Consider the following 14652-nt stretch of genomic DNA (forward strand, 5'->3'; position numbering starts at 1 on the left):
CATGCGCGCACAGGCACACACGCTCGAGGGATTTGCGGCGGCGATCATCCTGTTGAGCGGCGTCCTCTTCGCGCTGCAGGCGACGGCCGTCACCCCGTTGACCGCGAGTACCTCTAACCAGCACATCGAGAATCAGCAGGCGGCCGTCGCCGAGGGGACACTCGCGGCCGCGGAGGCGAACGGGACGCTCGCGCCGACGCTGTTGTACTGGAACGCGACTGCCGAGCGGTTCATCGGTTCCGGGTCCGACGGCGTGTACACCGGCGGCGGTCCGCCGACGCCGTTCGGCGCGACGCTGAACCGGACGTTCGGGGCCGACCGAATCGCGTTCAACGTCGAGATCAGCTTCCGAACGGCCAGCGACGGCCGGGGCCGAACGCGGATCGTGTACATGGGGTCGCCGAGCGACAACGCCGTCGCGGCGACACGGACGGTGGCGCTGTTCGACGACAACACGGTCGGCGACGGATCCGCCACGCTCGCGGAGATCGAAGCCGACCCGAACCGGGAGTTCTACGTGGACGACACGGATCCCGACGGGCCGCTGTACGGCGTCATGGAGGTGCGCATCGTCGCATGGCGGATCTGATGGGGGGCCGGGACGACGGCGGCGGAGAACGGGGCCAGCTCGTGCTCGTCGCCGGGTTCGCCCTCGCGGTCGTGCTCGTCGCGTTAGTGCTGCTTGCGAACACCGCGATCTTCACCGAGAATCTCGCGACCCGCGACAACGGCGTCGGCGAGCGCGAGGTGCTCGGCTACCGCGCGTCCGTCGTCGACGGCGCCGGCGGGATCATCGACCGCGAGAACGCGGCGGAATACGACGGGCACGACCCGCTGGAGGAGAACGTCACCGCGGGGCTAGGCGTGCTCAACTCACAGTTGCGGGAAATCGGCGCCCGACGGGCCGCCAGTGCGCGCGCAGACGTGGACGCCGCGGTCTTCGTCAACGGTTCGCTGGTACGCCAGAACGGCACCGCCGACGACCCGCGGCAGTTCACGAGCACCGGCTCCGACGCGAACTGGACGGTCGCGACCGACCTCGAACCCGCAGGCGACGGGAGGGCGACGCGGGCGTTCGTCGCGGTCGTGACGACATCGTCGCTGGAGCCGGCCTCTGCGAGCGACCCGGACGACGCCTTCCACGTCGTCGTGACGAACGGGAGCGCGGCGTGGCACGCGTACCTGTACGAAGACACGAGCGACGGGGCCATCTCAGTCGCCGTCAAGCCGGCCGGCGAACCCGCGTCGGCGACGAGCGAGGTCTGCTCGGTGTCGGCGTCGAATACGACGGTCGACTTCACTCGGGGGACCGTCGGTGGAGACGAGTGCGCTGGACTCGCCTTCGGCGGCGACGTGGTCGACAGCGCAGCCACCGACGAGTACGACGTGCGCGTCCGCAACGGCGACCGCGCCGCCGGCGGCTACGACCTGACTGTTCGGACGGCGAGTTCCGGCTCGGTCTCGACCGGGAACCTCTCGACGACGGCGTCGGCGGACGAGCCGTACGTCGTCCCGGCCGTCTACGCGGCCGAGATTCCGATCCGGTATCAGACCAGCGAGGTGACGTACGCGGCGACCGTTCGCGTGGCGCCGGGGGAACGCGATGACTGATCCGGCTCGTGGGGGAGACCGCTCGCCCGCAGATCCGGGCCGGTATGGGTCGGCCCGCGACCGGGCCACGGCGACGACTCTGTCGTACGTGTTGACGCTCGGCATCACGGCGCTGTTGATCAGCGGCCTGCTCGTCGCGGCCGGCGGCGCCGTCGAGCAACAGCGGGAGGACACGACCCGCGAGGCGCTGGAGGTGGTCGGACAGCAGCTCTCGTCGCGGCTGATGGCGGCCGACCGCCTCGTCGGCGCCGGCGGGAGCGAGGTCGCCGTCCGAGGCTCGTACCCCGAGACGGTCGCCGGCACCACCTACTCGGTCGCGGTGCGTTCGGGGTCGCCAACGACGATCGAGCTGACCGCCACCGGCACGCGTGTCTCGGTCACCGTCGCGGCGGCAACGCGTACGCCCGTCGCCGACGCCACGGTTTCGGGCGGCGACGTGACGGTCGTCTACGCCGGCGGACAACTGGAGGTGCGCGAGTCGTGAACCGAGCCCAAAGCGACGCGATGGGGTTCGTGCTGGTGTTCTCGTTGATCGTGCTCACCGTGGGAACCGTGTACGCGGCGGGGTACCCCGCGCTGGAGGAGTTCCGGACGGGCGAGCAGATCGAGAACATGGAGCGGGCGTTCGACGTGCTCGACGACAACCTCGACGACATCGTGCGCGAGGGCGCGCCGAGTCGAGCGACCGAGATCAAGCTCAATGGGGGCACGCTCGCGGTAAACGGCTCCACGACCATCACGGTGAACGCGACGACAGGCGACGCCGTCGAGGGGGCGAACTTCACGGTTTCGGACGAGAGCACGCCGATCACGTACACGAGAGGGGACACCACAGTGGTCTCGACACACGGCGCAGTGCTCCGACAGGACGGCGACGCAGCCGTGATGCGCTCGGCCCCCGGGTGGGTGGTCGACGGCGACCACGCCCTGATCCCGCTGGTGGTCACCGACCGGACCGGAGATCGAGTCGCGTTCGGCGGGAGTTCGACCGTGCTGGTCCGCGGTCAGGTGACGGGCCGGGGCGTCGCAGCGGAGCTCGCCGCCGACACCGGCAGCGACGTGACCGTGACCGTCACGGTGGACTCACCGCGGGCGGTTGCCTGGAAGCGCTACTTCGAAGCCGAGGGGTTCACCGCCGTCGACGGCGACCCGGCTGACGGCGAAGTGACGTACCGGTTCGACGTCGACAGCGTGGTCGTCCAACAGACGACCGTCTCGGTGGAGTTAGAGGGGTGAGTCGACCGGCGATACCGAGGAAGCGTTCGTCCGGGAGTGTCCCAGTGTGCGTCAGTCCTCGTCGATCTCGATCTCGGTGACGGAGACGTGGAGGTACGTGATTCGCGGCGCGTTCGACGCGCTCACGTCGAGGTTGATCGTCCCGACGCTCGGGTCGTACTCGAAGTCGTTCGGCTTTCCGTTCACGTCGATCGTGTCGCCGACGAGTCCGCCCTCGAAGTTCGTTCCGCCACCGCCGCCGCCGTTGAGGTCGACGTCCGACCCGGGCGCGTAGACGAATCCCACGAACAGGTAGTTCCCGTTGAAGTCGACGTCGCCGTCGGAGTGGACGAGCACGCGGAGTTGACTGGCGGGACCGTCGGGGTTCACGTCACCGTTCACGGAGAAGTCCTCGCGGACGTAGAAGGTGGTCTCGTTCCCACCGGTGACGTCCACGTCGCCGGCCCCGAAGTCGCCGTCGACGACGACCGTGACGTTCCCGTCGGACGTGTCGATCGCGAGGTCACCGTCGTAGCCGTCGTCGAAGAAGTACGTCTCGCCGTCGTCCATATCGCCGGTCGAGAAGTTGCCCTCGTCGACGCACGCGTCGGGGTCGGTCTCACACTCATCGACGTGCGACTCGATCACGTCGTCCGCGGACGGCTGGACGACGCCGTCGCGGTACGGTTCGGGCGGCGGCCCGGGGTTGGCGGAAATCCCGCCCGCCGTGGTGGAGGCGACGACGTTGTCGAAGTCGGTGTCGAACGGAACGATCAACTCGGTCCGTGCGGTCCGATTGCCGTCGTAAACCGTCACGTCGCCGCTGGTCCGCTGCTCGAAGAACCGTCCCCACGCGTCGTAGTACTCGCTCCCGACGGTGATCACCACGACGCCCTCGTCGAGGGGGTTCGCGCGCCCGCTCCCCTCGTCGGGGTACACCGCGCTCGGGTCGCTCGAGCGCCGCACGACGACCTCACCGTCGAGCCGCTCGTCGCCGCCGACGCGCACGAGCGGGAGCGTCAGCGTCGTGCCGCGGTAGTGGAACTCCGGCGGCGACACCATCGCACTGCTGTCGCCCGACCGCCGCCAGACGCCCCCGCCCTGGTACGCGACGGACGCGTCGCCGTCCTCGTAGACGACCGCACCGAGGGTGGTATTCGTGATCTCGTACTCGAACGCCCCGGTCGAGGCGTTGTACACCGAGATGTTCATCCAGCCGGCGTCGGCGTCGATCCGCCGCGTCGCGTCGGCGCTGCCCGCAAGTTGCACCCGCTGTGAGTCGCTGTCGCCGTGGGCGACGAGGCTCGCCTTCGAGTCGAACTGCGTCATCGACTGCTCGGCGGCGCCGGTCGTCGCCGACTGTTGGACGCCCGCGATCGCCTCGCCGCCGAACGCGACGACTGTCGTCGCGCCGGCGATGGTGATCACGAGCAGGAGGACGACGCTGATCACGTCGCCCTGGGCTCGACTGTCGCCCGTCCCCCCGGGACTCATGGAGAGCAATTGGAAAACAAGCGGCATAAGGGTTCGTTTCAGAGTATCACATCCGAATCTGTTGGTTCGCGGACCGTGACCCGACCCGTCGCTGGAGAGCGGGTGGAGAAAACAAGGGAGGACGGTGTCGGAAGTCGACTACCGCGTCGACGCCTCGGCCAGTGTCTGTGGTGAGTCGCCGTTTTTCGAGGGTCAGATCACGCGGACGGTCGTGTCGGGTGAGCCCTCAATCGGACTCTCAGGATCACTGCCAGAGGCTGATATCGTGAACTCGACTGGCGGCGTGCCGTCAGTGGCCGTCAGGTTCACGATCTCCGCGTCAGCGACCGTGTCCCCGCCCCTGCGGGTCGCTATCACATACTGCTGGTTGCCTATTCACAACTGATGCCCGGTTGGCGGGTGCTAGACGGTGCTCCCGCTACACGGTATGAAATCAGAGTGGACTCGGTGGGACATGAGTCCATAGCGATGCACCCTCGCCGTCGTGCGAATTCTCACTGATCATCGTCTTGGGTATTCGCTGAATCGTCCTCGTCGTCAAGCCGGAGCAGATCAACCAGATCTGCCCGCCGTTCGCGATACTGCTCGTCCATGGTCGGGAAGTCGTAGTGCTGGATCAGCCGCTTCGGCCCCGTGTTGACGCGCTCGGCTACGTCGTCGAGATCCCAACCGGAGTTCCGGAGATTGCTGATCGCGCCGGTCCGAACCGCGTGCGGACTCCGAGCTGACGGACACGATCGAGCTGCGCGGAGCGACATCCACTCACAGCTGCCCGGCTCGCGATCGTGCGGGCACTCGACCGACTGACACGGCAGCGTCGCGAAGTACGTATACCGCCGGATCGTCGTCTTCGAGGCCCTGCCTTGCGCGGTCGTCAACAACGGCCGCCGCCGGTGCTCGTCGCGCACCTTGTCGCGGACCTCTCGCACGTAGTCCCGCAACACATCGACAGCGGGATCCGCGAGGCCGACCTTCCGCTCGGGGTTGTGCGCCTGCTTGATCGGCGTGCCGGTGTCAGGCCGGTGGTAGAACTCGATCGTACCCTCGTCGAGATCCACGTCCTCCATGTCGATCCCACGAAGGGCGGACATCCGCGCGCCGGTCCACCACTCCAGTTCTAACAGGACGTGCTGGAGGGTCGCCCGACTCGCCCCGACAGGCTGGCTCCGGAACTCGCGGATCGTCGACGCGGCTAGCTCGGGATCGAGGCGCTCGGTGTTGACCTCCTCGTCGGTGCTCGTTTGCGGCGGGTTGAGCACCTCGCTGATGCCGTCCTGGGCGATCCCGAGCGTCTCGGCCCACTCTAGCCAGTTGTTCATCGTCCGGTACTCCTTCGAGAGCGAGACCTTCTGCGGGTCACGCGACCTCCGCCGAGCGTCGAACTCGTCGAGCTTCCACGGCGTCAAATCGGAGAGCGACTCGATGCCCTCCGACTCGCAGAACTCGACGATCTGCTTGATCCGGTACCAGTAGGTCGCCAGGGTGTCCTCCGTAAGGTCGATCTCCCGCTTCGACAGCCAGCGCTCGGCGGCCTCGCGTGCCGTCACGTCCTGGGGCGAGCTCACGGTTCTCCTCCGGTCTGCCCGGGTTCCCACGCGGTCGTCGGAGTGGGGCCGTCATACGTCGGGTCGACCGAGTCGGGGCGGTGCGGACACCGACCGTCAACGGGGTCACCCGCTCGCCCGGCGCGAAGGTGGCCGAACTCCGTGCCGTCGTCACCGATCGTGATCGGCTTGCGACAGACGCGACAGCGGAGGTTACCGCTGCGGGCGGCCCGCACCGACTCGATCACGATGTGGTCCGGCACCGCGATCGGGTCGGTGAGACGGCGGCGTGTCGTGCTCATCGACCCTCCTCGTGCCGCGGCAGGACGTACGCGTCGTGACCCTCGGTTTGCTGGTGGCTCTTTACCTTCGTCTCGGCGGCGGGTTCACCGCGGAAGCCACCGAGACGGCCGCAAGCGTCGTCGCACCACGCGATGTACTCGATCTCATCGGGATCGGGCTCGCCGCCGTCGGCAACGAGGCGCTCGGACTTCGCCCGACACGTCTTCACCGCCGCGATCTCGGCGGCCACGTCCCGGTACCACTCGCGAGCGAACTCGACGGTGCCGGACGCTCCGATCGCGATCGAGATCTCGAACGCACGCCGCGCCGACTCTCGCTCCTCGCGCAGCTCGTCGAGCTCGCGTTCAGGCACGCTCGGTCACCTTCGTCTCCTCGAACTCGGCGTCGCGAGCCTGTGCAAGCTGCACCGTGGCCTCGCGTGCTTCGTCCGACCGGTCGGCATGGATCAGACCGAGGGTGTGACCGTCGGTCTTGATGATTGCGAGCTCGCGGTTCGCGAGCGCCTCGATCTGCTCGTCGGTCAGCGTGACGACCCGCACGTCGACTCCGTTGTCGCTGGTCGCGTCGGCCAACGGTGTGCCGTGGCCGTCCTCGACGCCGATCTCGCTGTGGTCGAAACCGTCGTCAGTCACGCGGACTCACCTCGGGTGCGACGACAGTTCGACCGGTGGCGGGCGATCCCCAGTGGCGTCTGCCGTGTCGCGCCGCACTCACACTCGAAGCCACCCTTGACGGCGCCGTGTTCCGGTTGGCCGCCGTCGGTCGCAGCACCCTCGCCGCGGTCGACACCGTCCGGCCCCTGGCAGTCGGGGCACAGATGCCGGATCTCGGGGGAGTACTCGTCGGGCGGCGACACGTCGATCGTGTCCGTCACGCGCTGGGGGACGTAGCCACCGCAGCCCTCACAGGTCACTGATCGCCGCGGACAGTCGTGGGCGTGACTCCGAACGTGAAGATCCCGACCACAGTCGCCACAGGTGTCCGGGTCGTTGATCCTCACGCCGACTCACCTCCCTCGACCGTCTCCGCAGCATCGTGCCACGCGGTATCGACAACCTCGGCGGCTTCTTCGACACTATCGTCGACGGCCTCGATCACGTCGCGGACGGTTGCGACGGTCGGCTCACCGTCGACGTTCTCTATCGCGGTGATCGCGGTGACTACCTCGTCCGTGTCGTACTCCGCGAGCGGGTCCTCACCGCCGTCGGTCATGACGCGCTGCGACCCGCCGTCAAGAGCGAACGCGACCTCGCGCAGCGTCACACCGCTCACGTCGAGCCCGCACGGCGCAAGCCGCGTCCGGCCCGGTCCGGCGCTCGCGATACCGTGGTCGGCGAGTGCGCGGCCGCAGTCGGGACAGGTAGTCAACTCAACAATCGATCCGCCGTCTCGTGCGGGGGTTTGAAGCCCCCCGTTCGTCTTGTCGTACATGGCTTTCGTGCCTGGTCCACGAAGGCCCGCGCGGACCGGCGTCCCAAGCGCCGGGTCCGCAATCTTCTGCGAGCAGGGACCCATCAGGGAGCGACGGGTCCGCGAAGCGCCTTCGTTACAGGTTCGTGGGAACAGGAGGGACTTATAATTTAGCCTATTCAAGATAGCTATCAATCTCATATGAGACAGAATCGCAGTCAAGCACACGCAATTAAGCGAGCTGAGGGGTGTACTACAGTCGAATGCGACCCCGGCCGAACTGGATGACAATGAGTGACTCCGCAGTTTTGGAGTTTTTAGCGGAGCATGACCTCGAACTGTCTCCAAAGCCCCTTTCACGGAATCTAAACCGCCACGGGTACGATATCGGCTATTCGACAGTCCGGCTGAGGGTACGGACGCTTGAGGAACATGGCCTGTTGAGCAAGGACGACGATGGTTACTACGAAGTGACCGAGAAAGGCCAGCTCTGGCTGAACGACGAACTCGATGTCGAAGACCTTGAGCACGAGGAGGAGTGATGTACGACCATCGGTTTCTGGTAGTGTACGCCGCCTTTCTCGTGATCGTCCTCGGGACCTCTATCGGTTTCTTGGCGATGGTACTGTCGCTGTTCCGACTCGGTGAACCGCTTACCTCTGCCAACTCGCGCACCATGGTGATCACTCCGTGATCACGTCGAGGTGCAGTCCGAGCCGGTGGACTGTCGCCTTACACCAGGTCGGCATCCCGCCAGTCCCCTCGTAGATCGCCACGTCGTCGTCGGTCACACGGAACCGCTCGCGCTCGTTGCCACGCCGGAGCGTCAGCTCGACCTCGCTGGAGCGGAAATCGTCTTTGTCGATACTGAATCGCACTTCCGGTGCATCATCATCGGAGTCCTGGCTCCCCAGGACACGATCGCTCGTCGACATCCGGCCGATGTGAGCGCTGGGTGGTACTTGAAGCGCTGAGAGAACTCCACTTTATTCCACTAGAATATATTGGAAACGCCAAACAGCGGTCCCCCGGTGAGCCGCTTCCGGACAAATACCTACCAAATTCCGGCACTTCCGGAGCTGAATGATATGAAACCCCCCACTTCCGGCAGATAATCTGTCCCAATCACCCAGTTACTGACAATTTGAGATCTCTGTCTGTCAGCACATAGCCTGTACTCGCTGGTAACGATAGAGCGTGTATTCCGCAGGATTTCAACAGAGGCTATACTCCCAATATTATTGTGTCTGAACACGAACGCCCAAATTATAAGTGACTCGCCGAAGGATCAAAAGCTTGTATTCAAACATATGTCAAGCAATAGATATATATTAGGTGGGATCCCAATAATGATCGGGGTTTCACATATCTCTCTAGGTATTTCTGAAGACTTTTATATAGTGTTGGAAGGGGCTATTCCGCAGATATGGATCTTCGTTGTCAAACCGATCGCTGCTGTGGGGAATTGGGCGGGCCTATGGGGGCCGAGTCCTGACTGGTCGGTCTGGCTATATGGGATTATTTTCATTATTATCGGCGTGGCTGCCTCCGTGCGGTTTTCATATCAAATTAAAGTGCTGTCAGTCATATTCTTCAGTGTAAATCTTGGTCTGTACTGGATGCTGTTCCTCTGGAGCGAATGGGGGCCGTTGGGCGAGTTCATTGTGGGAAGCATCGGCTATACGCTACTAATTGGCACCGCGATAGCTGTCTTTATTTCCGCGTCCCCCTCGTCGGGGAAACCTTCCGTATCTCAATCTGAGAGAAGTTCACAGCATGCCGTTCAGACGGACGAAATGGCTGAAAATCACCCATCAGTGGGGGAGACCTCAACTGGCGAAGCGAGCAGATCGGCCACGGAGATGCAGTCAGCGAACAAACCGAACCCACGGGTAAGCGCTGATATGAGTACCACCCCAAACGAACCCGCCGATAATGATGGACCAGACGGCTCTCAACAGACCAATGAGAAACAGTCCAAAGAGGAATCAGTGAGCGACGATGAAAACGAGGAGGACGATGAACCCAACCTGTTCTAATCGCTCCTACACAAGTGCGTCTTGTGAATATTCATTTATTCAAAACCCCTGGAATACAGAATTTCTCATATAATATGTAATAAGCTCTCACCAATGCAAAAATAGACTGTTCGAGAAACCTCTTGCGAACGCTTTTATGGAGGATCTCGTGGATACTGTTGAGCGGTAGTTACAGAACCGAACAGGACAAGCACACCGCGTCATCGGTGTTGCGTTTGACGAATGACGGTGCGACCTGTGAGTCGTGTTCTCTGGTCGTCGTTACGTCGAGATCAATGATTGCATTCGTTCCCGTATCTACGATCAGTGTAACTTTCAACTGCTGAATCGTCAATTACGTTCGCTTCGTGTAGTGTTTCGAGGCGTGACTGCTGTCGAACCCGGAAGCGTCGACCCCCACGACACCGTTAGTCAAAAAAAGTGTAAGCGAGAGGTTGAGCAGGACATGCCAAACCGACATATCGAGCCGATTGAACGCCTTATACAATTGCGAAGGTGACGGGGTTCTACGAGATCGATAGTATTCCGAATGCGGGGTATCTCAATGAGTTCGTCAAGGAGCGCCCCGTATGTCGTGGTCTTCTGAACTTTGAGACCGAGTAAAACGATGTCCTGGGGGAGTGTTACTCTCGTCTTGAGAATTTCAATGTGTAGCGAGCGACAGCTCGGCGTGCCAAGTTAAATTCCTGTTCAATGAACCGGAGTAACAGCGACTTCGGGAGGGCTTCCATCCGGTCAGACTACCGGACGTACCTGTAACTTCTTGAAGATTTCAATAGAGCCGAAAGTGTGAAAGGTTATATGTTATATGAATGCCAGATTCTATCAAATATGGAGATCCCGATTAGGGGAGATATGGCAACACAAAACGCACCCGTCGAGATTCGACTTGAAGAGCGGACTGAGGCGGAATTCAATCTTGCTCAGACAGGTGATTACGTCAATCTGAAGGGAATAGACGGCCGACTCGTTCTCGATTTCGAGGTTAATAGAGGCGAGGTAATGGATAATATCAAGCGCGTTGAAGATCCAGGAGTAGTTGACAAGCTCAAAACTCGTATTAATATGTTTTTAGAGGATTGGGCACTCGAACCAGATATTATGAATACAATAAAATTAAATTATGGTACTTTATTATTAGAAGGTATCGAGCCGATCGGAAGTTTGGAACAGAATGTTCCCTTAGTAAAAGAGATCTCCCGACAGAAACTCAAGGAAACGTCTCCGAGCGACCTGAAGCGAGAACTACGCCAAGAGGTTACATACAGTACCACCTACGATGAGTTAATTGAAGATATTGAAGCGTATCTCGAACGAGAAGGGCTCAAACCCGAGGACTTCGAATTTGGAGTTCCGTTCCAGATACAGGCTGAGGCCGAAGCAATAAACGACGAGAACGAGGATATCTTTGGGACGAAGTTCACCGTGGGCGTGAAGAACAACCGTGCTATCGGGCGTGAATACGAGAACGAAAGTCACCAAATGGCAGGTACCGTACTCTTAAGAATTGAGATGCCGCCGGAGATTGGGAAACAGATCAACAAATCTGAGGGCGTGTATGACTCAGCCAAGGGCGAGTACAGGTTCCCAATGGGGCGAGTCGAAGAGGATGGTGAGGAATATATTCAGTTTGTGGTCCCTGTGACAGCGGGCCGGGATCTGGAAGAACTTAAAGGAGAGATCGAGATCGAGATGGAGACTCCCTTCACATACCTTGCTCCGACTGGAGTGTTTGACCCGGGGGGCAAGAAAATTGACCTTGGGTCACATCATTACGATATGAGCACCCGCGGGAAATTCGAAGCGTCGTTCTATACAGAAACGTCTGAGATTCTCAAACGAGATCTTGTGGAGGTCTCGAAAAAGTTCACTGTTGAAGGTATCACCCCACCCGACGCTGTAGAGTATATCGACAATACGCTGCGATCTCGGGGTATCAGTGCAAGCTGGGAAGGTCTCGACGACGAGCTCGAACCGCGTGAAGGGACGGAGGTTCGGTCGTTCCACGGCGAGTGGATAAATGGTTCGACGCTCCTTGAGGATACCCGCATCTCAGTAGATATCCTTCTCTCTGGCTATCGATCATCCGGGGAACGAAGAGCTGAGATGGCTGAGGAAGAACACGACCTTCCCACAACCGAACGGTCGGTGGCGATGTCCTACGGTAAGACAGGAATCCGTATCGACGGTCGGGGATCGGATCAAGACAAAATCGACGATTACGTGTCAGATCTCCGTGATGAAATCAAACTTCGACTCGAAAACAACGCAATGGAGGTGTAGCATATGTTGACGAAGACCTCCGCTGACAAACCTTATCCTGAACAGAAGGAGTGTCTTGAAAACACGAAAATCTGTACGTTCGATGTTGAGTACATATGTCACGAGTGTGGGAAACCACTTTGTAAGAAGTGTTCCGTTGGAATCCGCCATCAGCCCCGACTAGTGAAGTTCTCACGGAGAGGCCGCACACGACAGGGGGATCGAACCGAGTGGCACTGTCAGGACCCGGAGTGTCTGCGGGAGCATCAAATCCAGAGTAATAAAATCCTCGGAGGAATTGGCGCAATTATCATCGGTGTATTGCTAATTTCACAGATAGATATATCAAGAATAGCGGTGGTGGGATTAGTTGGAATCATCCTCGGCGGATTCCTGTTATATAAGGAGTGGAAATTGAAAAGACCGCAAAATGAGGAGTTATCGCTTTTAGATATGTGGTCGCCATAAAATAGTGCCCTTACACCCGCACGATATACGGTAGATTCGGGTAGAACCTATGAGTAATACGAGTCCTAATCTAACAGGACCAACCTGTATTTAATCGAACTCGTCTCTTTTGAAATCCTCTACCGCTGATAGTTTGTTGAGGCATTGCGCGATACAGAGGGTGCCTCTTCCGATGGGCCAGATCAAACGGAGGATTCAGCGGACGAGAGCGGGCGGGAGCGAGCGGCAGTACGGACAACCCGCTTCGGACTACCCTATCTGTACGGTGAACACGATCTGGTTGTTCAACAGAATGTGAAGCGGCTTGCCTGCGTCGTTCCACTCCTGAGTTTCCGAGTACGCCGAGTCTCTGGTCTCGTCGGTGAAGGAAACCTCCACGTCGTAGTCGCTCTCCATGATGACCTCGTTGTTGATTTTCCTCTCCGAATGCGGGGCCAGGTCAAAACTAGTCTCGATGGTCGTTGATGTGCTTCCGGCCTGCGTCACCGTCACCTCGACCGTCCGCGACACCTCGGCCACGTTGTGGAAAATCACATCAGTTGCGCCTCGGCTGCTCCCAGACCCATCGACACAGCCAGCGACTCCCGCGAGACCCACGACCCCGAACCCGGCGAGGAAGCGTCGCCTCGATCGCGTCATTGCCATATACCTGATTCAGACCACGCCATTAAAAGGCCAGTCTAGGTTCCAATCCCTCTTTGTGTCTCTCCGAGCCTGACAGGGATGCGCCCTGTATTCAGCACGCCCGCTAAAACCTATCCCTGAATGAGGGTTTCAACAGGGACAGCAAGATCCCGTTATTCGACTGCGCCGATCGAAAGATACCGGGTCCCGCGCCCGCTCCCCTTCTTGCGGATACACCCATACCGAACGAGCACGTTCAGATACCGGCGACGTTCTCGCGGCTCGGCGTCCGGGTACTCGAGCTCGAACATCTCGGCGAGGTCCTCGGCACGAATCTCGCCCGCGTCGTCGATCATGTGCTTCAGCAGGCGGTGAGGCGTGTCGAGGCGCTCGATGTTATACCGCCGGATCGACTCCTGGGCGGGCTCCCGAACGTCGGCGACGAGCGCCGGAGTCACTCGCTCGTCCCGTGACTTCCCTTCGACGTACGCCTCGCGGAGGATCGAGATCGCCTCGCGGGCGTTCCCGGCGGCGGTGTCGGCGATCACTTCGAGCGTGCCGTCAGTGATCCCCGAGAGGTCGCCCGCGTCGATCCGTGATTCGAGGATGTCGACGATCTCGTGCTGGGCGTACCGGTCGAGTTCGATGTGTGGGCCGGTTCGGAGCCGGGAGGCAGTCGCCGAGTCGAGTCGCGCCGCGAACCGCTCGTACTCGTGCATGACGAAGATCGGCGTGACGCCCGCGGTCTCGAACAGGACGTGCGCGAGGTGCTCGTCCTCGATGTGCTCCGCTTCATCGAGGGTGAGCACGACCGGCGAGTCGGCGTCCTCCAGCTGTGCGAGGAGTTCCGACGCGGCGTTCGCCTTCGGCGACGACCGCGATTTCAGCCTGGCGTCGACGAGCGCTTCTTCGAGAATCGCGGCTCGTGAGCGCGTCCGGAGACAGTCGACGTGCGCTGTATTCACCGTCGTCTCCCGCCGAAGTTCACGCACTGCGAACCGTGCGAGTGCAGTCTTTCCTGCACCAGTCGGCCCGGAAATGCAGATCGGGTACGCCGGCTGATCGGAGCGAAGCGGGTCAAGGCCACTCGCCAACTGACGAAGCGTCGAGTCGCGATGTGGCATCCGCTCGGGGACTCGATCGAGTTCGAGCACCCGCGGCACGGACACGGCTACTCCGCTCGCCATTGGTGCCGGGGGTGGATCCAGTCCCACTCGCTGAGGTCGACATCGGCGAAGTACTCGCCACGTCCGGCGTACCGGATCTCCTCGGGAACGTCCCGGGCGAGATCGTCGACGCCGTGCTCGTCGAAGTTCGCGGCGACGACGTGGTTCCAGAAGTAGTCCCAGTAGAGCGCGATCTCGCAGTCGTTGACGAGCCCCAGGAGCTCGTAGCGACCTTCGTCGGTGTCGTCGAGGTGGCGAGTCATGTTGACCGCCTCGCTCGGGGAGCGGTGCTCGGCGATCGTCCACGCGAGTTCGCCTTGGACGTGCGTGAACGTCCCCGAACCTTCGGTAGTTCCTGACATCAACTCAGTACGGACACCGTTCGATATTAGAAGCGGGCCATGAGCGGGGTGTAAGTGAAACCCCCCGGATGCGGGTGGTGTGTTCCGGTGGAAGTGAACTGTGCAATGCGCTCTACTTTCACTCCGGTCAACGAATGTTAAATACAGGCCAGTT

General features: G+C 61.2%; 19 protein-coding genes and 1 pseudogene. 8 read left to right on the forward strand and 12 right to left on the reverse strand.

Translation table 11 applies throughout. From position 1 onward, the window contains the following. The first annotated feature begins 1 nt into the window (after position 1). From P0Y41_RS01410 to P0Y41_RS01425, 4 genes are read left to right on the forward strand one after another with little or no spacing between them, the layout of a single operon-like run. Complete coding sequence (locus P0Y41_RS01410) at positions 2-589, forward strand: DUF7288 family protein (RefSeq protein ID WP_284062232.1); 588 nt, start codon at positions 2-4, stop codon at positions 587-589. After that, a complete protein-coding gene (locus P0Y41_RS01415) occupies positions 577-1611 on the forward strand; it encodes a hypothetical protein (RefSeq protein ID WP_284062233.1) in 1035 nt (344 codons plus the stop codon). Before P0Y41_RS01410 ends, P0Y41_RS01415 begins: the two co-directional genes overlap by 13 nt. Continuing rightward, positions 1604-2095, forward strand: coding sequence for a DUF7266 family protein (locus P0Y41_RS01420; protein WP_284062234.1), 492 nt, complete (start codon positions 1604-1606; stop codon positions 2093-2095). The genes P0Y41_RS01415 and P0Y41_RS01420 overlap by 8 nt, the downstream gene beginning before the upstream one ends. After that, positions 2092-2847 (forward strand): DUF7289 family protein, encoded by a 756-nt coding sequence (locus tag P0Y41_RS01425; RefSeq protein WP_284062235.1) that lies wholly within the window; start codon positions 2092-2094, stop codon positions 2845-2847. The genes P0Y41_RS01420 and P0Y41_RS01425 overlap by 4 nt, the downstream gene beginning before the upstream one ends. A 51-nt stretch (positions 2848-2898) precedes the next feature. Here P0Y41_RS01425 and P0Y41_RS01430 read toward each other — a convergent pair whose 3' ends face one another. The 7 genes from P0Y41_RS01430 to P0Y41_RS01460 all read right to left on the reverse strand — a co-directional run bounded on the left by P0Y41_RS01430 (position 2899) and on the right by P0Y41_RS01460 (position 7598). Continuing rightward, complete coding sequence (locus P0Y41_RS01430) at positions 2899-4320, reverse strand: DUF7289 family protein (protein ID WP_284062236.1); 1422 nt, start codon at positions 4318-4320, stop codon at positions 2899-2901. 494 nt (positions 4321-4814) lie between these two features. After that, positions 4815-5885, reverse strand: coding sequence for a tyrosine-type recombinase/integrase (locus P0Y41_RS01435; protein WP_284062237.1), 1071 nt, complete (start codon positions 5883-5885; stop codon positions 4815-4817). Then, a complete protein-coding gene (locus tag P0Y41_RS01440; RefSeq protein ID WP_284062238.1) occupies positions 5882-6166 on the reverse strand; it encodes a hypothetical protein in 285 nt (94 codons plus the stop codon). Before P0Y41_RS01440 ends, P0Y41_RS01435 begins: the two co-directional genes overlap by 4 nt. Then, positions 6163-6519, reverse strand: a complete 357-nt coding sequence (locus tag P0Y41_RS01445; RefSeq protein WP_284062239.1) for a hypothetical protein — start codon at positions 6517-6519, stop codon at positions 6163-6165. Before P0Y41_RS01445 ends, P0Y41_RS01440 begins: the two co-directional genes overlap by 4 nt. Then, on the reverse strand, positions 6512-6799 hold the full coding sequence (locus tag P0Y41_RS01450) for a hypothetical protein (protein WP_284062240.1): 288 nt from the start codon (positions 6797-6799) through the stop codon (positions 6512-6514). Before P0Y41_RS01450 ends, P0Y41_RS01445 begins: the two co-directional genes overlap by 8 nt. Then, positions 6796-7080, reverse strand: coding sequence for a hypothetical protein (locus P0Y41_RS01455; RefSeq protein ID WP_284062241.1), 285 nt, complete (start codon positions 7078-7080; stop codon positions 6796-6798). The genes P0Y41_RS01450 and P0Y41_RS01455 overlap by 4 nt, the downstream gene beginning before the upstream one ends. An 83-nt stretch (positions 7081-7163) precedes the next feature. After that, positions 7164-7598, reverse strand: coding sequence for a hypothetical protein (locus P0Y41_RS01460; protein WP_284062242.1), 435 nt, complete (start codon positions 7596-7598; stop codon positions 7164-7166). A 263-nt stretch (positions 7599-7861) separates the two neighbouring features. Between P0Y41_RS01460 and P0Y41_RS01465 the strand changes: the two genes are divergently transcribed. Both P0Y41_RS01465 and P0Y41_RS01470 read left to right on the forward strand, forming a co-directional pair. Continuing rightward, the gene (locus P0Y41_RS01465; RefSeq protein ID WP_345783172.1) at positions 7862-8119 is read left to right on the forward strand and encodes a winged-helix domain-containing protein; all 258 of its coding nucleotides are present in this window, start codon (positions 7862-7864) and stop codon (positions 8117-8119) included. Beyond that, positions 8119-8271, forward strand: a complete 153-nt coding sequence (locus P0Y41_RS01470; RefSeq protein ID WP_284062244.1) for a hypothetical protein — start codon at positions 8119-8121, stop codon at positions 8269-8271. The genes P0Y41_RS01465 and P0Y41_RS01470 overlap by 1 nt, the downstream gene beginning before the upstream one ends. On the opposite strand, the gene P0Y41_RS01475 is transcribed toward P0Y41_RS01470, so the two are convergent. Continuing rightward, positions 8261-8512 (reverse strand): hypothetical protein, encoded by a 252-nt coding sequence (locus P0Y41_RS01475; RefSeq protein ID WP_284062245.1) that lies wholly within the window; start codon positions 8510-8512, stop codon positions 8261-8263. The two genes, P0Y41_RS01470 and P0Y41_RS01475, sit on opposite strands and share 11 nt — an antisense overlap. 414 nt (positions 8513-8926) lie before the next feature. Between P0Y41_RS01475 and P0Y41_RS01480 the strand changes: the two genes are divergently transcribed. Further along, the gene (locus P0Y41_RS01480) at positions 8927-9616 is read left to right on the forward strand and encodes a hypothetical protein (protein WP_284062246.1); all 690 of its coding nucleotides are present in this window, start codon (positions 8927-8929) and stop codon (positions 9614-9616) included. Between the two features lie 199 nt (positions 9617-9815). On the opposite strand, the pseudogene P0Y41_RS01485 reads toward P0Y41_RS01480, so the two are convergent. Continuing rightward, positions 9816-10347 (reverse strand): annotated as a pseudogene (locus P0Y41_RS01485) (transposase); the annotation flags it as partial. 100 nt (positions 10348-10447) lie between these two features. On the opposite strand from P0Y41_RS01485, the gene P0Y41_RS01490 reads away from it, so the two are divergent. Continuing rightward, positions 10448-11899, forward strand: a complete 1452-nt coding sequence (locus tag P0Y41_RS01490) for a hypothetical protein (protein WP_284062247.1) — start codon at positions 10448-10450, stop codon at positions 11897-11899. A gap of 696 nt (positions 11900-12595) precedes the next feature. On the opposite strand, the gene P0Y41_RS01495 is transcribed toward P0Y41_RS01490, so the two are convergent. The 3 genes from P0Y41_RS01495 to P0Y41_RS01505 form a co-directional block, all read right to left on the reverse strand. Then, positions 12596-12991: a hypothetical protein gene (locus P0Y41_RS01495; protein ID WP_284062248.1), complete on the reverse strand. Its 396-nt coding sequence runs from the start codon at positions 12989-12991 to the stop codon at positions 12596-12598. A gap of 152 nt (positions 12992-13143) precedes the next feature. Beyond that, positions 13144-14157, reverse strand: a complete 1014-nt coding sequence (locus P0Y41_RS01500; RefSeq protein ID WP_321170854.1) for a Cdc6/Cdc18 family protein — start codon at positions 14155-14157, stop codon at positions 13144-13146. Then, positions 14142-14498: a hypothetical protein gene (locus P0Y41_RS01505; RefSeq protein WP_284062249.1), complete on the reverse strand. Its 357-nt coding sequence runs from the start codon at positions 14496-14498 to the stop codon at positions 14142-14144. Before P0Y41_RS01505 ends, P0Y41_RS01500 begins: the two co-directional genes overlap by 16 nt. Positions 14499-14652: the final 154 nt, after the last annotated feature.

Origin of the sequence: Halobaculum halobium (assembly GCF_030127145.1) — an archaeon.
Lineage (GTDB): Archaea > Halobacteriota > Halobacteria > Halobacteriales > Haloferacaceae > Halobaculum > Halobaculum halobium.